Genomic DNA, 21,520 nt, shown 5'->3' with positions numbered 1-21,520 from the left:
CTACCGTTCGAGCAGATTGCGCGCCTGGCTGGCGATTTGCGCCAGCATTGCCGCGCCCACCGGCGGGCGTGCCTGAGCGCGAGCAATCATCGCACGGAACTGAGCGACGCCTTGCGCATTGCGCTCGGCCCATTCGGCCACCGCACCGCGCGGATCGTCCGTACCCGACTTGGCCTGCATCAGCCGCCGCAGAAACTCGATCCGCATCTGCTGGAAATCGCGCGCGAGGCCGGACACCAGCAGCCGCTCCCATACATCGGACGGTGACATATAGGCCGCCGTCCCCTGCGCCCAGTCGAGCCCCAATCGGGTGCCGATATCGGTGAAGGCATGGGTCAGCAGCTTGGTCTCGATCCCGGCGACGAGCGCGCCTTGCGCCAGACCCACCGCCCCGTCGAAATCGAACAGGTTGGCGACCTTGGCGGCCAGCGCCTCGGGCGCTCCGGCGGCGACGAAGCGGTCACGCAGCGCCCATGAACGCGCACGCGGTTCGTCGGTGAGCAATTCGTCACGGCCCGAAACCAGCGCCGCCACGCCATCCTGCAATTCGCCGATCATTGCGCCCGCGGCAACCTTGCCCGAAGCGGTGCGCAGCACGTCGGACATCAGGTTGCCGACCGCCGCCGCCAGCCGGTCGAATAGCACCAGGCGGGCCGCTTCGGGGATGTCGGCGGCATCAAGCTCGCGCCACAGCGGGTCGAGCCCGAACAATCGCTCGGCCACCACGAAAGCGGCGGCAACTTCGGCGAGGCCCACGCCTTCTTCCTCAGCCAGCTCGAAGGGATGGACCATGCCGAGCCGGTTGACGATGCGGTTCGACAAGCTGGTCGAAATCATCTCGGACCGCAGCCGGTGGCCGCGAATCTCGGCGGCATAGGCCTTGCGCATGGCAGAGGGGAAACGCGCCAGCAGCACAGGCTCAAGCACCGGATCATCGGGCAGCGTGCTCGCCTCGATCGCCGATTGCAGCGCCAGCTTGGCCGAGGATAGCAGCACCGCGAGTTCGGGGCGGGTCAGCCCCTGCCCGTCCGCCGCGCGGCGGCTCAGAGTCTCGCCATCGGCAAGGCCTTCGGTGCGGCGGTCGAAATCGCTGACTTCTTCCAGCCGCTCGATCAGGCGGATGTAAGACGCCGTGGCGCCCGCCCCGCCGCTCGACGCAACCGACAGCGCGAGCGCCTGCAAGCGGTTGTCTTCGAGCACCAGCGCGGCGACTTCATCCGTCATCGCGGCGAGCAAGGTGTTACGCTTCTTGGGGGCGAGCTTGCCCGAAGCGGTTGCCGCCGCCAGCGCGATCTTGATATTGACCTCGTTGTCCGAGCAATCGACGCCGGCCGAATTGTCGATGAAGTCGGTGTTGATACGGCCTCCCGCCAGCGAGAACGCGATGCGTCCGGCCTGCGTCACGCCGAGGTTTGCGCCCTCACCGATCACGCGGGCGCGCACTTCGGTGGCATCGACACGCAAGCCATCATTGGCCGGATCACCGACCGCGATGTTGTTCTCCTGCGGCGCCTTCACATAGGTGCCGATCCCGCCGAACCACATCAGGTCGACCGGAGCGCGCAGGATCGCGCTGATCAGGGCTTCAGGCTCGATCTCCTTCGCCTCGATCCCCAGCACTTCACGCGCCTGCTTGGGCAGCTTGATCACCTTGGCCGAGCGCGGGAACACGCCCCCGCCCTTGGAGATCAGCGACGTATCGTAATCGTCCCAGCTCGACCGCGGGAGTTCGAACATCCGTTTGCGCTCTTTCCAGCTGGCGAGCGGATCGGGCGAGGGGTCGATGAAGATGTGGCGGTGATCGAAGGCGGCGACCAGCTTCAGCGCCTTGGACAGCAGCATCCCGTTGCCGAACACATCGCCCGACATATCGCCGCAGCCGGCCACGGTGACGCTCTGGATCTGCACGTCGATGCCCATCTCGCGGAAGTGGCGCTGGACCGAAACCCATGCGCCGCGCGCGGTGATGCCCATCGCCTTGTGGTCGTATCCGTTCGACCCGCCGCTGGCGAAGGCGTCGTCCAGCCAGAAATCACGGCTTTGCGCGATCCCGTTGGCGATGTCGGAGAAGGTTGCGGTGCCCTTGTCGGCGGCGACGACAAAATAGGGGTCTTCACCGTCGAGCACCTGCACGCAGTCGGGGTGAACAACTGTCCCGCCAACGATGTTGTCGGTGACCGACAGCAGCGTGCGGATGAAGATTTCATAAGCGGCGCGGCCCTCAGCCGCCCAACCTTCGCGGTCGATCGCGGGGGACGGGAGCTGCTTGGGATAGAACCCGCCCTTCGCGCCGGTCGGCACGATCACGGCGTTCTTCACGCGCTGGGCTTTCATCAGGCCGAGGATTTCGGTGCGGAAGTCGTCGCGCCGGTCTGACCAGCGCAGCCCCCCGCGCGCCACCGCGCCCGAGCGCAGGTGAATACCCTCGACCCGCCGCGAATAGACGAAGATTTCGCGCCACGGCACGGGCTTGGGCAGGCCGGGGACCAGCGCGGAATCGATCTTGAACGCCAGCGCCTCGATTGCAGCAGGCGCGAAGGCATTGGTGCGCAGCACCGCGTCGATCACCGCGCGGTAGAGCCTGAGCAGGCGGTCGTCATTGATCGCGGTGACCTTGGCGAGGCCGCGCGTGAAGGCGCTTTGCGCGGCGGCAATCGCCTCGTTCCGATCACCGGCGAAGGTCGGATCGTGACGTGCGGCGAACAGGTCGATCATCGCCCGCGTCACCTGCGGCGCGGCGACCAGCGCGTCGACCACGGTGTAGATCGTGTAGCTCACCCCGGTCTGGCGCAGATAGCGATAGACCGCGCGCAGCCAGTTAGCGCTGCGCGGGGCGAGGCCAGCGGCGGGGATCAGGCGGTTGAACGGATCGTCCTCGCCTGCGCCATTCAGCACCTCGGCCAGCGCGCCTTCGATCAGGCCTGCACGGTCTAGCAGCGCGCCCGCATCGCGTCCGGCGGGCACGGTGAGGATGAAATCGTGGATTGAGCCGAGGCTGGCATCGGTCAGGAAGGTCGGCACTTCGGCAGCGACCCGGAAGCCGAAGTTCTCCAGCGCCGGGACCGCATCAGACAGCGCCAGCGTGCCGGTCATCACATAGACCTTCAGCCGCAACGTATCGGCCCCGTCACCATCCAGCCGGTAGAGCCGCACGGTGCGGGTGGCACGGGTCACTTCGCCTTCGGCCACCGCGAGCGTGCGTAGCTTGGCGATGTCACGCGCGGCTTCCTGCGGGCCGTAGGTCAGGCGGTATCCGGTCGGGAAGGCAGGCGCATAACGCGCGGCGAGCGCAGCGGCGCGGCCTTCTTCCTCGCTGGCGGTAAGATGGCCTGCGACAGCCTCGTTCCAGCCGCGCAGCAGATCAACCAGTTGCGCTTCGATCGCGGCATCATCGGGCAGATCGGCGCAAGCGCGCACATCGACGAGGAAACGCAGCAACGCGAGCGAGGAGCTTTCGACCTCAAGGCTCCAGTCAAGCAGCGCCGCGCCGGGGGTGCCGAGCAGCATCGCCTGAATCTGCAAGCGCACATCGGTCGACAGCTGATCGCGCGGCAGCCATACGAAGGCGAACACGTGCCGCTCGAGCGTGGCGCGCACCATGATGAGGCGCGGGCGCGGACGGTCGATCAGCGCCATCTTGGCGGTCACCAGATCGGCGACGCGCGCAGGTTCGAAGGCGGTCAAAAGGTCATTGGGCAGCGAGGTGAAGGCATGCACCAGCGCCTTGCCATTATGCCCCGCGGGATCGAAGCCGAGCCGCTGGGTCATGCCCGCCACCATCGCGCGCAGCACCGGCACTTCGCTCGGCCGCGCGTTCAGCGCCGCGCTGGTCCACAGCCCGGCATGGATCGACAGCGCGGTAATCGCGCCGCCTTCGCGCACGGGTACGATGAACAGATCGAGCGGGCTTTTCCGGTGCACGCGCGCCTGCACATTGGACTTGATCGCCAGTAGCGCTTTGGGCGTGCCAGCGGCTTCGTGCCGGTCGAACCACTCGAACGCGCGGGTGTAGCTGACTTCGGCGAGCAGCTCGCCCGCCGAAGCGCGGCAGATGCCGAGCTGCTCGGCGGTCGTCCCGTCACGGTGGCGGGTGATGTGGCCGAGCTGGGTCAGCATCCCACCGCCCAACCAGCCGAGCAGCGCGCCCGCTTCGGGATCAATCGCCCCGGCCAGCGCCGCATCGGCGTTGATCGCGGTCTGCATCGCGGGCCAATCGCTCACCGCGGCATGGACATCGGCGAGCGTGGATTGCAGCGCTTCGAGCAGGTCGCGCCGCTGACGGGCATCGACACGCGGGGTTTCGATATAGATCAGCGATTCGCGGATGCCGTCCTTGCCCAGCCCGGTGATCCCACCTGCGCCATCGCGCTCGACCGGGATGACGGGGTGCAGCAGCCGGTCAATCGCCAGCCCCTGCGCCGCAATCGCCGCCGCAATCGAATCGACCAGAAACGGCATGTCGTCATTGATGATGGCGATCCGCAGGTGGCGCCGGTCGCCGGTCGCGGATTCGATCTGGACCAGCGATTGGCCGGGCGCGCGGGTGGCGGCAGCGGCGAGCAACCAAGCGGCGGCCTCTTCCAGCGCGGCCTTCTCGACCGGGGCGTCACCGGGAAGCAGCGAGGCCTCAAGCTGTAGGCGCAAGGCCTTGATCAACGCGCGGCCCGTGGATTTGGGCGCCGCGGCGGCAACGGTCTTGGACCCCATTTTTGGCTCCTGCTCATCCTGCGCTCCGGCCGCGCTTCACGCGCAATATTGTTGTTCCGGATTGTTGTTATCGTGTCTTGGGCGATACCCGCTTTCGTGCGTCTAGCGCAAGCGTGATGATGATTGCGCAGTGTTACGCCGCGAGGACGGTTTCGCAGGCTTCCAGAGTGAGTTCGAGGCTGCGGATACGCGCCGCTGCGTCATAGGTCGCCCCGCACAGCAAGATCTCGTCAGCGCCGGTGCGGGCGACGAAGGCGGCGACCTGTTCACGCACCTGCGCTGGCGTGCCAACGGCTGCGGCCTGCCCCAGATGGGCGAGCATCGCCTGTGCCTGCACGGGCAGTGTGTCGGTATAGCCTTCAATCGGCGGCGGCAGTTTGCCGGGCGAGCCGCTGCGCAGTCGCACGAAGCTCTGCTGCTGGCTCGATGCGAGCAGGCGCGCTTCGGCTTCGGTCTCGGCGGCGAACACGTTCATCGCCACCATCACATGCGGCTTGGCCAGCGCTTCTGACGGCTGGAAATCGCGGCGGTAGACGGCGAGCGCGGCGTCCAGATGATCGGGCGCGAAGTGGGCGGCGAAGGCATAGGGCAGGCCCAGCTTCGCGGCGAGCTGCGCGCCGAACAGGCTCGATCCCAGCATCCACAGTTCAACCTGCGCGCCAAGGCCCGGCGTGGCGTGGATCGGCAGGTCGTAGTCCCCGGTCAGCAGCGCGCGCAATTCGACCACGTCCTGCGGGAAGTATTCGGCGGCCTGATGGAGGTTCTTACGCAAAGCCCGCTGCAATTCCGGCCCAGCCCCCGGCGCGCGGCCGAGGCCGAGGTCGATCCGGCCAGGGAACAGCGCGTCCAGCGTGCCGAACTGCTCGGCGATCTGGAACGGCGTGTGGTTGGGCAGCATGATCCCGCCCGATCCTATGCGGATGCGGCTGGTGGCATTGCCGATATGGGCGAGCACGACCGAGGTCGCCCCGCCCGCGATCCCGTCCATCGCGTGATGTTCGGCAACCCAGAAGCGGTCACACCCCAGCGCCTCGGCAGCGCGGGCAAGCGCAGTGGTGTCGGCGAAGGCTTCTGAGAGCGTGCCGCCTTCGCGCACCGGTACGAGATCGAGCACGGAAAATCGGGTCATGATTGCGGAACCTCCTCGGGCGCAGTCTCGCCTGCCGGACCAAGCTGCGCAAGGTAATCCTTGGCTGTCACGGCGGCACGACTTTCGGGCGCGAGAGCGAGCACGGATTGCCAGCTTGCCCGTGCGGCATCATCACGCCCGGCGAGGATCGCGATCACTCCGGCTTCAAGCCCGATATCCGGATCACCCGGAGTGAGCAGGGCGGCGCGTTCAATCGCAGTCTGCGCCTCGGGCAGCCGATCGAGCCGCCGCATCAGGGTGGCTTTCAGCAGCCAGCCCTCGGGCCGTTCCGGCGCAAGCGTGGTCGCCGCTTCCAATGCGCCCAGCGCGTCCTCGCCGCGCGACAAGGCCACCAGCGCGCGGGCACGGTCGGTTGCGGCGATGGCTTCAAGTGGGGCGAAACCGGCAGCGCGCGCATCAGCCTCGGCTTCGGTCAAAAGGGTGAGCGCGCCTTCGGCATCCCCGCCCGCCAGTGCGGCATTCCCGGCGAGCGCGGCAAAGCGCGCGCGGGTGCGGGCTTCATCCGAAGGCGTTCCATCGCGCGCGGCGAGGAAAGCGGTGCGCGCATCCTGCCACAGCCCCAGCTCGCTCGCAGCGGTGCCGAGGCAGTGATTGGCGAGCACGCGGTCCGCGCCCTTGGTCTCGCTCCGGCGGATCTGCGCCATAGTGTGCGCGCGCGCCGGGTCTTCAGCCAGCTGATCAAGGCAGGTCTGGAGCCAAGCGCTGGTGGCATTGATATCGCCCTTCACCCCATCGGCACGGGGCGGACGGTCGCGCATCAAGTCGTCACCCGCCATCCCTCCGGCCATAGGATTGGGGCCAACCTGAAGCAGCAGTGCGAGGAGCAGGGACAAATGATCTATCCGTAAAATTCGGCCACGATGGCCTTGAGGGCGGCAATGTCGGCGGGGCGCGACAGGCGGTGGTCGCCGTCTTCTATCAGAGTCACCTGAACATCGTCCGACCGCAGCGCCGCTTTCAGCTTGAGGCTGACCTCCCACGGCACGTCGGCGTCCGCCTTGCCGTGCAGCAGCCGCACCGGGCAGGTGATGGCGATGCCGCTCTCAAGCCGCAGGTGGCATTCGGCATCGGCGAAGAACTTGGCGTAAGTCGGCGTGGGTTCGGGGCCGTAGGGGTTGGGCTCGAAGATCGTCTCGCCCGCTGCCAGCGCCGCGCGCTGTTCCTCGGTATAACCCCAGCGGGTGAAATCAGGCGCGGGGGCGATACCGATCAACCCGGCGAGGCGATGCTTCAGATGCTCGGCCACCAGCAGCATCAGCCATCCGCCCATCGACGATCCGACCAGCAGCAGCGGTCCGCGCGTGTAGCTTGCGACCAGCGCCAGCACCTCGTCCCGCCAGCCGCTCAGCATCCCTTCGGCAAAATCGCCGTCGCTCAACCCGCAGCCCGAATAGTCGAGCAGCAGGCAGGCCCGACCCTTTTCCTGCGCTTCGGCAAACAGCGCGGTCGCCTTGCTGCCGCTCATGTCGGACATGTAGCCGGGCAGGAATACGAGGCACGGGCCCCCGGAGTCTTGGGCGCCATGCGTGTAGCGGAAGGCCACGCGGCGGCCATCATAGAGGGTGTGGTGCAGATGATCGGTCATGCGCACAACCATGCCTTGCCCGGAGGCGCAAAGGCAACCATTGTCGGCGTGCGACTGTCACAGCAGCGCAACGGGAGAGGATTACGCGACACGCCATGTTCAAAACCGATTCTGCCGCCCAGCCGGCCCCCTCGCCCCCCATGTCCTCAGGCGCTCTGACGCGCCGCAACCTGTTCACGCTTGCGGGGGCTTCCGCCGCCTTGGCAGCGACCCCACTCGCCGCGCGCAGCTTCGGCACCGGCTTCACGCACAATGTCGCCAGCGGGGAGCCTTAGGCCACCAGCGTGCTGCTGTGGACCCGCTACGTCGCCGAAGCGGAAACCGCCCTGACATGGCAGGTGAGCGAGACCGAGGACTTCGCCAAGCCGATTGCCGAGGGCAGCGTTGCTGCTTCCCCGGCGCGCGACTGGTGCGCCAAGGGCGTGGTGACAGGCCTGTCGCCGGATCGCTGGTATTTCTACCGCTTCCTCGCGCCCGGTGGCGCCGCTTCGCCCGTAGGCCGCACCCGCACTCTGCCTGAAGGGCCGTCCGCGACGTTCCGCCTCGCGGTGTTCTCCTGCTCCAACTTCGGGTTTGGCTGGTTCAACGCCTACGGCCACGTCGCCGAAGCGAATGACGCCGACCTCGCGGTGCACCTGGGCGATTACATCTACGAATATGCCGCGGGCACCTATCCCGATACCGGTGCGGCCAACCCCGAGCGCGTGTTGGCACCGACGACCGAGATCGTCGCGCTCACCGATTACCGCCTGCGCTACGCCACCTACCGCGCCGATCCCGATTGCCAGCGGTTGCATCAGGTGCTGCCGATGATCGCCGTGTGGGACGATCACGAAAGCGCGAACGACAGCTACAAGGACGGCGCGCAGAACCATCAGAGCGAGACCGAGGGTGACTGGGCCGCGCGCAAGGCCGCCGCCAAGCAGGCCTACCGCGAATGGATGCCGGTGTCGGATGCGCCCTATGCCGCCTATCAGGTCGGCGATCTGGCGACGCTGTTCCGGCTCGATACCCGGCTGGAGGGGCGCGAGAAACAGTTCAGCCTTGAAACCGTGCTGGCAGGCAAAACCGATCCGCAAGCCGACATCGCCGCCCTCGACGCGTTCCGGACGGGCGAGTGGGCCAATCCCGAACGCCAGCTGCTCGGACAGGCACAGGATGCGTGGCTTGCAGAAGGCCTCGCCGCCTCCACCGCCAAAGGCACCGCTTGGCAGGTGCTGGTGCAGCAAGTGCTGATCGGCAATCTGAAAAGCCCGCAATCGCTTTACGCCCAGATCGGCGACGGCTTGCCCGATTATGTCCGCCAGCGTCTCACCGCCTCCGCCATGGCGAGCAAGGCGGGCCTGCCGCTCAACATGGACGCGTGGGACGGCTATCCCGCCGCGCGCGAGCGGGTGTTCAAGGCGGCGCTGGCGGCGGATGCGAACCTGATCGTGCTGGCCGGCGACACCCACAACGGCTGGGCCTTCGACCTGACGCAGGACGGCGCGAAGGTCGGCGTGGAGCTGGGCGTCTGCTCGGTCAGTTCGCCTGGTTTCGAAAGTTACCTCAGCACCATCAAGCCCGATGTGCTGGCCGCCGCGCTGGTGGCGGAGAACGAACAGCTCAAATGGGCCGACACCGCGCAGCGCGGTTACATGGTGGTCGAACTGACCACCGCCCGCGCGACAACCGAATACCGCTTCAGCACCGGCGTGAAGCAGCGTTCGACAACGCTCGCAGGCACGAAGCGGATCGCAACCGACAAGGGCTCAGGCACGCTGGCAGTTTAATCCCCCAATCCCGCCCGCAGCGCCTTTTCGAACGCCGCGGGCTGATCGAACATTATGAAGTGGAAGCTGTCCTCGATATAGGTCAGCTTCACGCCCGGCAGCCCGGCATAGGCCGGGGCGAAAAGCGCCTCGACCCGGTCGCGCGGGGCGTAGGCGTTGGCGGCGGCGAGCACGGTGACGGGCACGGTGATCTCGCCGAGGCGCGGGCGCATGTCGGTGGTCATCAAGGTGTGAAATGCGCCTGCAAAGCTCGCGCGGTCGCTGGTTAGCGACCACCCGACCACCTGCTCGTGAAAGCTCGTCTCGCGCACCAGCGACTGCACGCCTGTGCGCTGGCTGGCGGCAAAGGTCACCTCGTCCATCGCCAGCATCGAATCGCGGATGACGCCCGCTTGCGCGGCGGTGCGCTCGGGCGTGAGCCTGGCATCGAAAATCAGCGGATAGAACGGCAGCGAATCGACCACGACGACGCGGGAAATCCGGTCGGGGTGGTCAGCGGCCAGCATCAGGCCAAGGAACCCGCCGAGCGAATGGCCGGCATAAGCGGCGCGGGCGACCTTCTGGCAATCGAGATGGCGGATCACCTCCGCCTCGGTGCGGGCAACCAGCGTGGCCGGGTCGCCCTCGGGCGCGCGTCCGGCAAAGCCTGCGACGTGGACGAGATGCACGCGGTAATCCTTGGCGAGACTGTCCTTCACACCGTCCCACACGGCGGGCGACGAACCAAGGCCGGGCACCAGCACCAGATCGGGTCCGGAGCCGGTCACCTCGAACGGCGGGCAGGCCTCCTCGGCGAAAGCAGCGGCGGGGAGGCACAGGGCGGCAAGCGCAGCGAACATGGCACGGGTCATTCGGAATCTCCGTCTCTGAGGAAAATGGCTTCGATCGGCAGGCCGAACACATCGGCAATGGTGAAGGCGAGCGGGAGCGAGGGGTCGTAACGGCCCTTCTCGATGGCATTGACGCTTTGCCGCGACACGCCCAGCCGGTCGGCCAGATCCTGCTGGCTCCAGTCCCGCTCGGCGCGCAGCACCTTCAGGCGGTTGTTCACGCGCAGCCGCCCACGTCGTCATCGTCGCCGAGCCAGAAGCGGTTGACGATCTGACCGACGAACAGCCCGCCGCACCAGATCGGGAACACGTAGAAGACAGGCAGACGCGGCAGGCTGGCGGAATAGAGCTCGAGCAACCCCCATACGCTGGTGATCGCGAGGGTAACGCCGGTAGCGATGATCACCTTGCGCACTTCCAACATCCGCAGATATTCGTCGGCGAGTTCGGTGAGGAAGCGGCCAATGGCACCGATTGCGGCAACAATGGCGAGGCCGGGGAGCAGGGTGAGCCCGATCGTTATGGGTCCGAGCGGCGCGGCGCGGTCGATCACAAGGCTCGCGAGCATGATCCCGGCAATATAGACCGCCATGATAGCGGCCATGCGCCGGTTGTAACGAATGGTGGCGGGATTGCGCGCCATGCCTCAGGCCTTCCGAAGCGTGCAGCCTGAACCGCGACGGATGATCCACGGCACCATCGCCAGCGGGGCATACTGCGCGACCTGTTCGGGGATCACATCGACTACTGCGAGCAGCGCGATACCGATCAGCACAAAGCCGAGCAGCAGTGCCTCGTTGATGCGGGTCATGGAAAGCTCCTTTTGCATAATGACAAGGCGACTTTACATTTGAGTCGCCGCTCCTGTCAAGGAAGCTTTCCATTCCCGGGTCCGAAAGCCCGCTCCAAGGTGTGCTTCATCAACTTGCGCGTGACTTTTCGCTGTTGGAGGCTAATCTTGCCGCCATGGCCATGCTGTTGACCACAACCCGCACCACGACGACCCGGACTACCATCCGGGGGCGGCGGCGCGCGGCTTAAGTCCGGCAGCCCGCCGCCCGGTTTGGGGGCGGCGCGGTGTCCTTCCCTGACCGGTAATCGCTCAACACCGCTCTTCCGGTGCGCCTGCCTTTGCCCTAAGGCGCGCCCAAACGAGACGGAACTGCGACGATGACCGAACTGCTCAAGATCAGCCTGCCCGATGGATCGGTGCGCGAAGTGCCTGCGGGATCGACCCCTGCCGATATCGCCGCAGCCATCGGCCCCGGCCTTGCCAAGGCGGCGCTGGCGGCGCGTGTCGATGGCGAGTTGCGCGATCTCACCCGCCCCTTCGATGGCGACGCCGAGCTGGCGCTGGTCACCGCGCGGGACGAGGCCGATGCGCTCGAACTCGCCCGCCACGATTATGCCCACGTGCTGGCCGAGGCGGTGCAGGCGCTGTTCCCCGGCACGCAGATCACCTTCGGCCCTTCGACGGACGATGGCTTCTATTACGACGTGAAGGCGCCGGAGAGCCGCGAGCCGTTCAGCATGGACGATCTTCCCGCCATCGAGGAGGAAATGCGCCGCATCATCCGCGCCGACAAGCCGTTGCGCCGCGAGGTGTGGAGCCGCGAGGACCTCATCGCCAAGTGGGCCGGCGAGGGCGAAACCTTCAAGGCGGAATGGGCCAAGGAACTGCCCGAGGGCGAGGAGCTGACGGTCTATTGGTCAGGCTCCGACTGGCTCGACATGTGCCGCGGGCCGCACCTCCCCTCCACCGGCAAGCTCGATCCCGATGCCTTCAAGCTGATGCGCGTTGCGGGCGCTTACTGGCGCGGCGATCAGAACAATGCGCAGCTCACCCGCATCTACGGCACCGGCTGGCTCAACAAGAAGCAGCTGAACGCCCACCTCACGCGCCTCGAAGAAGCCGCCAAGCGCGACCACCGCAAGCTGGGGCGCGAGATGGACCTGTTCCACTTGCAGGAAGAAGCGCACGGAAGCGTCTTCTGGCACCCCAAGGGCTACCGCATCTGGCGCGAACTTGAAGCCTATATGCGTCGCAAGATGGACGGTTCTGGCTACCGCGAGATCAAGACCCCGCAGCTGATGGACGTGCGCCAATGGACCCAGTCGGGCCACTGGGGGAAGTACGCGCAGAACATGTTCGCGGTGCCCGACATGGTGCCCGAAGTGGACGAGGACAGCGGTGCTGCCTCGCCCAAGGTTGCGGACGATGCCGAATGGCTCGCGATCAAGCCGATGAACTGCCCCGCACACGTGATGGTGTTCAAGCAGGGCATCACCTCGTACCGCGATCTGCCGATCCGGCTGGGCGAGATGGGCTGCTGCCACCGCAACGAACCCCACGGCGCGCTGCACGGGCTGATGCGCGTGCGCCAGTTCACGCAGGATGATGCGCATATCTTCTGCACCGAGGCGCAGGTCGTGGCCGAAGTGCAGAGCTTCCTCGCGCTGGCCGATTCGGTCTATCGCGACTTCGGTTTCACCTATGACATCAAGCTCGCGCTACGCCCCGAAAAGCGCTTCGGCAGCGAGGCGGATTGGGACAAGGCCGAGCAGGAATTGCGCGATGCGCTCACCGCCAACGGCCTTGAATGGGAGGAACTTCCCGGCGAAGGCGCGTTCTATGCTCCCAAGCTCGAATGGCACCTGACCGACGCGATCGGGCGGACCTGGCAGGTCGGCACGATCCAGTCGGACCGCGTGCTGCCTGAACGCTTGGACGCCAACTACATCGGCGAGGACGGCGAAAAGCACCGCCCGGTGATGCTCCACCGCGCGATCTTCGGTTCGTATGAGCGCTTCATCGGCATCCTGATCGAGCATTTCGCAGGACGTCTGCCTGCATGGCTCGCGCCGGTGCAGGCAGTGGTCGCGACCATCGTTTCGGACGCGGATGGCTATGCCCACGAAGTCGAGGCGCAGCTGAAAGCGGCGGGCATCCGGGTCGAAACCGACACCCGCAACGAGAAGATCAACTACAAGGTGCGCGAACACTCGCTGGCGAAGGTCCCGCACCTCCTGGTGGTCGGCAAGCGCGAGGCTGAGGAAGGCACCGTCGCCGTCCGCACGTTGGGAGCGGAGCACCAGAAGGTGATGAGCCTCGCCGAAGCGATCGCGATGCTGAAGGGCGAAGGCACACCGCCGGATCTCAAGTCGGAGAATTGACTATGAAAGCGATTGTCATCCTCGCGCCCGCGGCGCTTGTCCTGCTAGCCGCTTGCGGCGCGGACACCGACGCCACCGCCAAGCCCGCTGCCGTCGACCATTCGGCGATGGACCATTCGGGCCACGACATGGGCGGCGAGACTAAGTCGGAACTGACCGAGGCGCAGGCCGCTTACAAGGCGGTCAACGACAGGATGCACGCCGGGATGGCCGACATTCCGACGGATGCGGATGTCGCTTTCATGCAGGGGATGCTGGCCCACCATCAGGGCGCGGTCGAGATGTCGGAAGTGGCGCTGAAATACGCCAAGGACGAACAGGCCCGCGATCTCGCCGCCCGGGTGATCGCCGCGCAGAAGGCCGAGATTGCCGAGATGCAGGCGTGGCTCAAGGCGCGCGGCGTCCAGTAGCCGCGTGGAGATTTTCGGGGGCTTTACCGCGCTGCAAATCGCCGTTGCGCTGGCAGCGGCGCTGGGGTCTGCCTTCGTGCGCGGCCTCACCGGGTTCGGCATGGCGATCCTGCTGGTGCCGGTGCTGGCGTTGGCGCTCCCTCCGGTCGAGGCGGTGGTGCTCGCCAACGCGCTGTCGTTGATGATCGGCGCGACCGAGATCCGCAGCCTTGTCCGCGATGCCGAGCCGACCGCGTGGGCGATCGGCGGCATCGTGGTGCTGACCACGCCGCTCGGGCTGTATGCCCTGTCGTTGACCGGCAAGGATGTCGCGCGGCTGGCCATCGCGCTGATCGCTCTCAGCGCCTTTGTCGCGATCCTGCTGCCGAAGCGCGGTGCGGCCGTGCCGGGGCGCCTGGTGACGGGCGGCGTCGGCGTGCTGAGCGGGCTGATGACAGGCTATGCCGGGATGCCCGGGCCGCCGGTGGTGCCTTACTATGCCGGGCGAGACCTGCCGCGTCCGACCATCAAGGCATCGATGCAGCTGATCTTCACCATCGCGGCCTGCGCGGGTCTGGCCAGCGCAACCTGGCTCGGCATCCTGCGACCGGAATTGCTGCTGTTCGCGCTGCTGATGCTACCCATGATCATTCTGGGCAATCGGCTGGGCGCGCGGGTATCTGGGCGGATCAGCGATTCGCTGTGGCGAGTGACAGTGGGCCTGATCCTCGGCGGGGCAGCGGCGGCGGCATTTGTGCGCCTGATTTAGGGTAGCCAGCGCGCCGCGAACACATTGCCGCCGCCCGGTGCGCGCAGCACCAGCGCATAGGCATCGGCCCCCGCCACCTTGAGCTGATCGGCACGAATCGCGACACTCGCTGTGCCGCCCTGCCAATTGGCGATCTTGCGTTCGGCGCGCAGGACGTTGGTGTAGCCGACCTTGCGCCCGCCATTCTCGCCGCTGCCGATCCCGACCGTCACCTTGCGGGTCACGGCGACCAGCACCAGCTCGCCTTTACCCTCCCCCGTGCCGGAGAGGCTGACCGCGAAGCCGCCCGCGTCGCGCTTCGCGACCCGGATCGCGGCATCGCCTGCGCTGCCGTAGCGCTTGATCCCGGCGGCGATATCTTCGGACCGCGATCCGACCGCGCCGAAGCTGCCGTCCACCACCAGCTGCGGGGTATAGACCCCGTTGCGCCCGGCCAGCCCGCGGCGGGCGTAATCCTGTTGCAGCGTCGTGTTATCCTCGCGCGCCAAGGTGTCCTTCCAGCCGAGCCGGTCCCAATAGGTCACCGGCCGGGCGATCACGACCAGATTGGGATGGGTCGCCAGCTTCTCCGCTAACCGGTCCGCCGGGGGGCAGGACGAACAGCCCTGACTGGTGAATAGCTCGAGCAGCACCGGCTCGCCCGCAGCAGCGATAGTGGGCGCATCAGCCTTGGCCCCGGCCACAGCGGGCGCGCTCTGCGGCCACACAAGCGCAGCCGCGCCGAGCATGGCAAGACAGCCCAGCGCAGCGGTAAGGGTGTGTTGGCGGGTCATGGGGTCATCCTCGTCACGTTGCGAGGATGGGTTCGCGTCAAACCGTGATCCGGTTACGCGCGGGATTTCAGAACGGCAGCGCCTGCCCTGCAAGGATGAGAGCCGCAGCGCAGCCCAGCACGATCACCCGCCGCGCCAGATCGATCGAATCGATGCGGGTCGCAGCGGCGAGCGGCAAAGCAAGGGCGAGTGCGCGGGTCATGACCTGCACCTTCGCCCCAATGTGCTAACGAACCGTTAACTTGACTCCGCCAGCGAGGGCATCTGCTGGCTGGCGCAGTGGAATCCGCCCCCGCCCGCCAGCACTGCCTCGCCCGGCAGGCCGATGGTGTCACGGTCGGGGAACAGCGCAGCGATGGCGGCGACTCCCTCCGCATCATGGGGCGAGCCGAAGGTCGGCACCACCACGAGGTGACTGGTGATCGCGAAGTTCACATAACTGGCGGGCTCGATCACTCCGTCGCGGGTCAGCAGGCCCGGAGAGGGGATGCGCACCACCTCCACCCCAGCAGCTTGGGCGCGGGCAGCGGCGTCGGCGTAGATCGCGGCATTGGGATCGTCTGCGCCGGTCGCCTCCGGCACCACCAGCCGGTTCGGGCCGACGAACCGCGCGAGGTTATCGACATGGCCATCGGTGTGGTCGTTGATCAGACCATCGCCCAGCCACAGCACGCGGGTGAACCCGAGCTGCTGGCTAAGTTCCGCCTCGATCTCGGCGCGCGTCATTTGCGGATTGCGGTTGGGGTTGAGCAGGCATTGCTCGGTCGTCGCGACCAGCCCGGTGCCGTCGCCATCCACCGCGCCGCCTTCGAGGATCATCGGCGTGTGGGTGAGCGCTAGCCCTGCATCCCGCGCCAATTCCGCGCCGATCTCCTGATCACCCGGCATGAGATACTTGCCGCCCCAGCCGTTGAAGCCGAACCGGCGCGCGGTGCGCTCGGCCCTGTCCGACACCACCAGCGGGCCGGTGTCGCGCAGCCAGACATCGCCATAGACGCGGCGTTCGAGCGACACCTTGCTGCTGACCAGCGAGCGGGCGCGGGTTTCGTTGGCCTCGTCGCGCACCAGCAGTCGCACTTCTTGTCCGCTCTCCGCCACAGCACTGGCGAAGGCCGCCATCTGCACCTGTGCGGGTTCGAACCAACCGGGCCATTCCTCGGCGAGATGCGGGAAGCCGATCCATAGCCAGTCCTGCGGGGCCCATTCGGGGGGCATGATCATGGTCATGCCGCGCCCCATCGCAGAGCCTCGGTGGACACGCAAGCGCAGCGGGGCCAGAGAGGCAGGCGATGGGAGAGAACCGAAACCTGGACTGGGAGCACGCGCTCCACCGCGCCCGCAATCACGCGCCGTTTCTGGCGCGGGCGCTGGACCGCCAGCCGGAACTGGCCGCGCTGCTCGCCGCCGGTAATGGCGAGGCGGCGCTGGCATGGGCGCAGGCACAGGGCGATGGGGGTGACGCCGAAGTCGCGCCCCGGCGTGAGCGGCTGGCGCTGGCGGCGGCGCTGGCGGTCGGCGATCTCGCCGGAGCCTTCCCCCTGGCGCAGGTGGTAAGCGAACTCACGGCTTTCGCCGACCGCGCACTGGACTGTGCGATCCGCACCGCGATTGCCGAACGCACCGATTCCGACACGGCCGATGGCTTCATTGCATTGGCCCTCGGCAAGCAGGGTGCAGGCGAGCTCAACTATTCCTCCGACATTGACCCGATCCTGCTGTTCGACCGCGAGCGTCTCGCCCGCCGCGCCTCCGATGATCCCGGCGAAGCGGCGCAGCGTTACGCGCGCCGAATCGTGGCACTGCTCTCGTCCAGCACCGCCGATGGCTACGCGCTGCGGGTCGATCTGCGGCTGCGGCCCAATAGCGAGGTCAGCCCGCTGTGCGTCCCCGTCGGTTCGGCCATGACCCATTATCAGGGGCACGCACTCGCGTGGGAGCGGGCGGCCTTCACCCGCGCCCGTGCGGCGGCGGGGGACATCGCGGCGGGCGAGGATTTCCTCAGCCAGATCCGCCCCTTCGTATGGCGCGCCCAGCTTGATTTCGGTGCGATCGAGGAGATTCGCGCGCTCACCCAGCGCATCCGTGACAGCCACGAGGGCCCGCCGGCCCCCGGCCCCGGCTTCGACGTGAAGCGCGGGCGCGGCGGCATTCGCGAGATCGAGTTCTACGCCCAGACCCACCAGCTGATCCACGGCGGCCGCGACACATCGCTCAGGGTGCGCGGCACCCGCGCCGCGCTTGATGCGTTGGCGAGCGCCGGGTGGATCACATCCGAAAACGCCGCCACCTTAGGCGCGGCCTATGACCGGCTGCGGCAGGTCGAACACCGCCTGCAGATGGTCAATGACCGCCAGACCCACGCGCTGCCCGACTGCGCGGCGCTCGACAATGTCGCGCAGCTTGATGGGCTGGCGGACGGCGCGGCGCTGGTGGCGGAATTGACCGCAATCACTGCCCGCACCGCGCGCATTTACGAAGAACTGATCGGCCAGCCCGAAGCCGTGGCGGTGCCGGTTGCCATGCCGGTAAGCGCGCTGACCCATCAGCTCGGGCAATGGGGCTATCCCGAGCCTGATACCCTCGCCGAACGGATCGAGACTTGGCGCGACGGGCGCCACGCGGCGATCCGCAGCCCGCAGGCCGTGGCGGCATGGGACCGGCTCGCTCCCGCGCTGCTCCAAGCGATGGCAGCCAGCGACGATCCGATGCGCGCAATCAACCGGTGGGAGCGCATCATCGAAAGCGTGCCATCGGCGATCACGACCTTCCGCCTGCTCGACGCGCGGCCCGATCTCACCCGGCGGTTGGTGGCGGCGCTGACCCTTGCCCCGGTGCTGTCGGACGAATTGGCGCGCAAGCCCGAACTGCTCGACACGCTGATCGATCGCGACGCGCTCGACCTGCCGGGAGACGTGCCGCAGATCATGGCGCGGATGCGCGGGGCGGCGATCCGGGCGGATTACGAAGCGCTGCTCGATGCCATCCGGATCATCACCGGGGAGATCCGCTTTGCGCTGGGCATCCAGCTGATCGAAGGGCTGGCCGACCCGCTCGACATCGCCCGCGCCCTGTCGCGCACCGCCGAAGCCGCGATGCAACTCGCGGCGCAGGCGACGGTGCAGGAATTCGCGGCCAAGCATGGGCGAGTGCCGGATAGCGAGTTACTGATCCTCGGCCTCGGGCGGCTGGGCGGCGGGGCGCTGACCCATGCCTCCGATCTCGATATTGTCTATCTGTTCACCGGCGATTTCGCCGCGCAATCGGACGGTGCGCGGCCGCTGGGAGCGACGGTCTATTACAACCGTCTCGCCAGCCGGGTCAGCGCCGCGCTTTCGGTGCCGACCGCGCAAGGAGCGCTGTACGAGGTCGATACGCGGCTCAGGCCGCAGGGCAACCAGGGGCCACTGGCGGTCAGCTGCGCGGCGTTCGGCAAGTACCAACGCGAAGCGGCGTGGACGTGGGAGCATATGGCGCTCGCCCGTGCGCGGGTGCTCTATGGTTCGCCGCAAGCGCGCGCCGAGCTGGAGGACGTGCTCGCCGAAGTCTTGCACGCGCCGCGTGACCGGGCAGCCCTGCGCGATGCCGTGCTCGAGATGCGCGCCGAGATGGCGAAGCACAAACCCGCCAGCGGTCCGATCGATGCCAAGCTGGCACGCGGCGGCCTCGTCGATATCGAATTCCTCGTCCACTATCTGCAATTGAAAGGCGAAGCAGCAGACGGCACCCCGCTGGCCGAGACCGCGCGCCGCGCGCTCGATCCCGATCTTGCCACGGCGCTTGAGGGGCTGATTGCGGCCGGCCTGCTCCCCGCCGATCTTGCCGCGCCGCACGCGCTGATGAGCCGGATGCTGGTCGCCGGACGCCTGCTTGCCCCCGATGGCCGCGAACCTCCGCCGAGCGGCGCGCGTGCGCTGGCGCGGGCGTGCGGGTGTGAAAGCTACGAGGGCTTGCTGGAAGCCTTCGCCGCCGCGCGCCAAGAGGTCGCGCAGGCGTGGAAACAAATCTTGGGCACAGACATTCTCGCTACCAAACAGGAGAATCCCGCATGAGCAATTTCCCCGGCGTCGGTGACGCCATCCCCGATATCGCCATGGAAACCCCCGAGGGCGGCCACGTGAAGCCCTCCGACTTCGCCGGATCGAAGCTGGTGATCTTCTTCTACCCCAAGGACGACACCCCCGGCTGCACTACCGAGAACAAGGATTTCTCCGCGCTGAAGGCTGAGTTCGAAGCGGCAGGCACGAAGCTGCTCGGCGTCAGCAAAGACCCGGCCAAGAAGCACGCCAAGTTCATCGCCAAGCACGGCCTCACCGCCCCGCTGGCGAGTGATGCAGAAGAAGGCGGGCTGTCCGATGCGCTCGGCGTGTGGGCGGAAAAGCAGATGTACGGCAAGACCTATATGGGCATGGTCCGCTCGACCTATCTGGTGGGCGCGGACGGGAAAATCGCGCGCATCTGGGACAAGGTGAAGGTCGCTGGTCACGCCGAAGAGGTTCTGGCGGTAGCTAAAGCGCTCTAACGCACCATCATGACAACGATTGCCCGCGCCATCCGTTCAGCCCTGCTGACCGCCGACCCGCGTGCCAAGTGCTTCGCCACCCGGCAGGTGGCGCGGGACTGGCGCAAAGGCGCGCTGACGTGGGAGTTCGACGTGGCGATGCCGGACCAGCCCGCCTGGCCCGACGCGCCCGAATTGCTGGCGCCCGGCCAGATGCCCAAGCGGCGCAAGGGCGGCAGCGAACGTGGGCGAATCGCGCTGTGGCACAGCCTTGCCCATATCGAATTCGTCGCGATTGATCTGGCGCTCGATATGGCGGGGCGGTTCGGGGCCGAAATGGGGCGCGAATTCGTCAGCGATTTCATGGATGTGGCAGCGGATGAGGCGATGCATTTCGCCCTCTTGGCGCGGAAACTCGAACAGCTCGGCAGCCATTACGGCGCGCTTCCCGCCCATGCCGGGCTGTGGGAAGCGGCCCATGCCACCCGCGATGATGTCGCCGCGCGGCTCGCCGTGGTGCCGATGGTGCTCGAAGCGCGGGGGCTGGATGTAACGCCCGCGACCCTCGACCGGGTCCGTGCGAGCGGCGATGAAGGCGGCGCCAAAATCCTCACGCGGATACTTGACGACGAAATCCGCCATGTCGCGGCAGGCACCAAACACTTTTTGCGATGCGCCCAACTAACGCAGTCCGAGCCCGAATCCCTTTGGCAAAACCTCGTAAAGCGGCACTTCAAAGGTCACGTTAAGCCGCCGTTCAACGACTCAGCGCGTCTTGCAGCCGGTTTGTCGCGTGGTTTCTATGCAGAGATTGCGCATTAACGACTCACCCGGATAACAACGCTTCAACAAAGGCGCGCAACAGACGTGCTGGGGCATCCAACGGCGAAAGCCGCTATCGGGAACCGGGTCAGTATGAAATTTGCCGTGCGCCACATGTTGAAGCTTGCTGTGTCAGCTGCTTCAGCCATTCTGGTTTCCGCTGCCGCTCCGGCGCTCGCCAACACCGCCAATTCCGCCACCACTACTGCCAGCGCTGACGTGACCCAGCCGCTCCGCGAAGGTCAGCCCGAAGTGGTCGACACGGGCGATGCCCGCTTCAAGTCGATCTTCTCCAGCTGGACCGCGATGGAGCGGACCAGCCCCACGTTCGGCTCCGGCGAAGAGGTGACCGCCTATTCCTCCCCGATTCCGCAGCGTGCCGTTTCGGTGCCGTCGCGTATGCCGCTTGAAGGCGCATCGCTGACCAGCGGCTTTGGAATGCGCACCCACCCGGTGCTCGGCGGACGCCGCGCCCACGCCGGGATCGATCTCGCTGCGCCGACCGGCACCCCGGTCTATGCCACTGCTGACGGCGTGATCGGCCGCGCGGACTGGTATTCGAGCTATGGCCTCTACATCAGCATCAATCACGGCGCTGCGATGGAAACGCGCTACGCCCACCTCTCGCGTCTCGCAGTGGCTGCGGGCGACAATGTGAAGAAGGGCGACCTTATCGGCTACGTCGGTTCGACCGGCCGTTCGACCGGTCCGCACCTGCATTACGAAGTCCGCGTCGAGGGTCTTGCAGTCAATCCGATTCCGTATATGGTAGAGAGCGAAGCACAGTTGGCTTATGCCCGCGATGCGCGTCTGACCGGCCAGGGTGGCGAATAAGCGACCCTCACTATAGGCTCCGGCGAGTAAGCTTCACGAGATTGCCCGCTGTAAGTGGGCCGGACATTGGAGAGGGTGTCCGATCATTGGCGGCGGGTTTACCCGCCGCCTTTTTTTGTGCCTTCCGTCCGTGCACGCTTCGCAGGCGACACGTCGCGCGATGAGTAGCATTTTCCATACCGTTTTTGCTTGCGGGGCAGCGCGCCTCGCGTAATTT

General features: G+C 66.9%; 20 protein-coding genes. 9 read left to right on the top strand and 11 right to left on the bottom strand.

Annotated elements, in window-relative coordinates:
• The 4 genes from GRI59_RS03820 to GRI59_RS03805 form a co-directional block, all read right to left on the bottom strand.
• Entirely contained in the window at positions 1-4,707 is a 4,707-nt protein-coding gene (locus tag GRI59_RS03820) for an NAD-glutamate dehydrogenase domain-containing protein (protein WP_160759855.1), read from the bottom strand.
• Positions 4,708-4,840: 133 nt separating this feature from the next.
• The gene (locus GRI59_RS03815) at positions 4,841-5,836 is read right to left on the bottom strand and encodes an LLM class flavin-dependent oxidoreductase (RefSeq protein ID WP_160759854.1); all 996 of its coding nucleotides are present in this window, start codon (positions 5,834-5,836) and stop codon (positions 4,841-4,843) included.
• Positions 5,833-6,690 carry a tetratricopeptide repeat protein gene (locus tag GRI59_RS03810; protein ID WP_237440656.1) on the bottom strand — a complete coding sequence of 286 codons (858 nt, stop codon included), beginning with the start codon at positions 6,688-6,690 and terminating at the stop codon, positions 5,833-5,835. Before GRI59_RS03810 ends, GRI59_RS03815 begins: the two co-directional genes overlap by 4 nt.
• Positions 6,691-6,695: 5 nt before the next feature.
• A complete protein-coding gene (locus GRI59_RS03805; protein WP_183363515.1) occupies positions 6,696-7,442 on the bottom strand; it encodes an alpha/beta hydrolase in 747 nt (248 codons plus the stop codon).
• Positions 7,443-7,582: 140 nt separating this feature from the next.
• Here GRI59_RS03805 and GRI59_RS15910 point away from each other — a divergent pair, with 140 nt between their 5' ends.
• Positions 7,583-7,717, top strand: coding sequence for a hypothetical protein (locus GRI59_RS15910; protein ID WP_272916983.1), 135 nt, complete (start codon positions 7,583-7,585; stop codon positions 7,715-7,717).
• Between the two features lie 9 nt (positions 7,718-7,726).
• A complete protein-coding gene (locus GRI59_RS03800) occupies positions 7,727-9,214 on the top strand; it encodes an alkaline phosphatase D family protein (RefSeq protein ID WP_337190225.1) in 1,488 nt (495 codons plus the stop codon).
• Here GRI59_RS03800 and GRI59_RS03795 read toward each other — a convergent pair.
• From GRI59_RS03795 to GRI59_RS03780, 4 genes are read right to left on the bottom strand one after another with little or no spacing between them, the layout of a single operon-like run.
• Positions 9,211-10,065: an alpha/beta fold hydrolase gene (locus GRI59_RS03795; protein ID WP_160759852.1), complete on the bottom strand. Its 855-nt coding sequence runs from the start codon at positions 10,063-10,065 to the stop codon at positions 9,211-9,213. The genes GRI59_RS03800 and GRI59_RS03795 overlap by 4 nt on opposite strands.
• On the bottom strand, positions 10,062-10,265 hold the full coding sequence (locus tag GRI59_RS03790; protein ID WP_160759851.1) for a helix-turn-helix domain-containing protein: 204 nt from the start codon (positions 10,263-10,265) through the stop codon (positions 10,062-10,064). Before GRI59_RS03790 ends, GRI59_RS03795 begins: the two co-directional genes overlap by 4 nt.
• Entirely contained in the window at positions 10,262-10,687 is a 426-nt protein-coding gene (locus tag GRI59_RS03785) for a hypothetical protein (protein WP_160759850.1), read from the bottom strand. The genes GRI59_RS03790 and GRI59_RS03785 overlap by 4 nt, the downstream gene beginning before the upstream one ends.
• A 3-nt stretch (positions 10,688-10,690) precedes the next feature.
• Positions 10,691-10,855, bottom strand: coding sequence for a hypothetical protein (locus tag GRI59_RS03780; protein ID WP_160759849.1), 165 nt, complete (start codon positions 10,853-10,855; stop codon positions 10,691-10,693).
• A gap of 359 nt (positions 10,856-11,214) precedes the next feature.
• Here GRI59_RS03780 and thrS point away from each other — a divergent pair, with 359 nt between their 5' ends.
• The 3 genes from thrS to GRI59_RS03765 are packed head-to-tail and all read left to right on the top strand — an operon-like array spanning position 11,215 to position 14,376.
• A complete protein-coding gene (gene thrS / locus GRI59_RS03775; RefSeq protein WP_160759848.1) occupies positions 11,215-13,218 on the top strand; it encodes a threonine--tRNA ligase in 2,004 nt (667 codons plus the stop codon).
• Positions 13,219-13,220: 2 nt separating this feature from the next.
• Positions 13,221-13,628 (top strand): CopM family metallochaperone, encoded by a 408-nt coding sequence (gene copM / locus GRI59_RS03770; RefSeq protein WP_160759847.1) that lies wholly within the window; start codon positions 13,221-13,223, stop codon positions 13,626-13,628.
• 4 nt (positions 13,629-13,632) lie between these two features.
• Positions 13,633-14,376 carry a TSUP family transporter gene (locus GRI59_RS03765; RefSeq protein ID WP_160759846.1) on the top strand — a complete coding sequence of 248 codons (744 nt, stop codon included), beginning with the start codon at positions 13,633-13,635 and terminating at the stop codon, positions 14,374-14,376.
• Here GRI59_RS03765 and GRI59_RS03760 read toward each other — a convergent pair.
• The 3 genes from GRI59_RS03760 to GRI59_RS03755 form a co-directional block, all read right to left on the bottom strand.
• The gene (locus tag GRI59_RS03760) at positions 14,373-15,149 is read right to left on the bottom strand and encodes a DUF1223 domain-containing protein (protein ID WP_160759845.1); all 777 of its coding nucleotides are present in this window, start codon (positions 15,147-15,149) and stop codon (positions 14,373-14,375) included. The genes GRI59_RS03765 and GRI59_RS03760 overlap by 4 nt on opposite strands.
• A 67-nt stretch (positions 15,150-15,216) precedes the next feature.
• A complete protein-coding gene (locus tag GRI59_RS15905; protein WP_272916982.1) occupies positions 15,217-15,351 on the bottom strand; it encodes a hypothetical protein in 135 nt (44 codons plus the stop codon).
• 35 nt (positions 15,352-15,386) lie between these two features.
• Positions 15,387-16,376, bottom strand: coding sequence for an agmatine deiminase family protein (locus tag GRI59_RS03755; protein ID WP_160759844.1), 990 nt, complete (start codon positions 16,374-16,376; stop codon positions 15,387-15,389).
• Between the two features lie 62 nt (positions 16,377-16,438).
• Between GRI59_RS03755 and glnE the strand changes: the two genes are divergently transcribed.
• The 4 genes from glnE to GRI59_RS03735 all read left to right on the top strand — a co-directional run bounded on the left by glnE (position 16,439) and on the right by GRI59_RS03735 (position 21,303).
• Positions 16,439-19,198, top strand: coding sequence for a bifunctional [glutamate--ammonia ligase]-adenylyl-L-tyrosine phosphorylase/[glutamate--ammonia-ligase] adenylyltransferase (gene glnE, locus GRI59_RS03750; RefSeq protein ID WP_160759843.1), 2,760 nt, complete (start codon positions 16,439-16,441; stop codon positions 19,196-19,198).
• Positions 19,195-19,668: a peroxiredoxin gene (locus tag GRI59_RS03745; protein ID WP_160759842.1), complete on the top strand. Its 474-nt coding sequence runs from the start codon at positions 19,195-19,197 to the stop codon at positions 19,666-19,668. The genes glnE and GRI59_RS03745 overlap by 4 nt, the downstream gene beginning before the upstream one ends.
• Before the next feature lie 9 nt (positions 19,669-19,677).
• Complete coding sequence (locus GRI59_RS03740) at positions 19,678-20,469, top strand: ferritin-like domain-containing protein (protein ID WP_183363516.1); 792 nt, start codon at positions 19,678-19,680, stop codon at positions 20,467-20,469.
• 129 nt (positions 20,470-20,598) lie between these two features.
• Positions 20,599-21,303 (top strand): M23 family metallopeptidase, encoded by a 705-nt coding sequence (locus GRI59_RS03735; protein WP_337190224.1) that lies wholly within the window; start codon positions 20,599-20,601, stop codon positions 21,301-21,303.
• Positions 21,304-21,520: the final 217 nt, after the last annotated feature.

It is taken from the genome of Erythrobacter ramosus (assembly GCF_009828055.1).
Classification (GTDB): domain Bacteria; phylum Pseudomonadota; class Alphaproteobacteria; order Sphingomonadales; family Sphingomonadaceae; genus Erythrobacter; species Erythrobacter ramosus.
This window is presented reverse-complemented; position numbering and strand designations above follow the sequence as displayed.

Coding starts and splice junctions, on each gene's coding strand:
- GRI59_RS03820 (WP_160759855.1), bottom strand. CDS start 4,707: ATGGGGTCCAAGACCGTTGCCGCCGCGGCGCCCAAATCCACGGGCCGC.
- GRI59_RS03815 (WP_160759854.1), bottom strand. CDS start 5,836: ATGACCCGATTTTCCGTGCTCGATCTCGTACCGGTGCGCGAAGGCGGC.
- GRI59_RS03805 (WP_183363515.1), bottom strand. CDS start 7,442: ATGACCGATCATCTGCACCACACCCTCTATGATGGCCGCCGCGTGGCC.
- GRI59_RS15910 (WP_272916983.1), top strand. CDS start 7,583: ATGTCCTCAGGCGCTCTGACGCGCCGCAACCTGTTCACGCTTGCGGGG.
- GRI59_RS03795 (WP_160759852.1), bottom strand. CDS start 10,065: ATGACCCGTGCCATGTTCGCTGCGCTTGCCGCCCTGTGCCTCCCCGCC.
- GRI59_RS03785 (WP_160759850.1), bottom strand. CDS start 10,687: ATGGCGCGCAATCCCGCCACCATTCGTTACAACCGGCGCATGGCCGCT.
- GRI59_RS03780 (WP_160759849.1), bottom strand. CDS start 10,855: ATGACCCGCATCAACGAGGCACTGCTGCTCGGCTTTGTGCTGATCGGT.
- thrS (WP_160759848.1), top strand. CDS start 11,215: ATGACCGAACTGCTCAAGATCAGCCTGCCCGATGGATCGGTGCGCGAA.
- copM (WP_160759847.1), top strand. CDS start 13,221: ATGAAAGCGATTGTCATCCTCGCGCCCGCGGCGCTTGTCCTGCTAGCC.
- GRI59_RS03760 (WP_160759845.1), bottom strand. CDS start 15,149: ATGACCCGCCAACACACCCTTACCGCTGCGCTGGGCTGTCTTGCCATG.
- GRI59_RS15905 (WP_272916982.1), bottom strand. CDS start 15,351: ATGACCCGCGCACTCGCCCTTGCTTTGCCGCTCGCCGCTGCGACCCGC.
- GRI59_RS03755 (WP_160759844.1), bottom strand. CDS start 16,376: ATGACCATGATCATGCCCCCCGAATGGGCCCCGCAGGACTGGCTATGG.
- glnE (WP_160759843.1), top strand. CDS start 16,439: ATGGGAGAGAACCGAAACCTGGACTGGGAGCACGCGCTCCACCGCGCC.
- GRI59_RS03745 (WP_160759842.1), top strand. CDS start 19,195: ATGAGCAATTTCCCCGGCGTCGGTGACGCCATCCCCGATATCGCCATG.
- GRI59_RS03740 (WP_183363516.1), top strand. CDS start 19,678: ATGACAACGATTGCCCGCGCCATCCGTTCAGCCCTGCTGACCGCCGAC.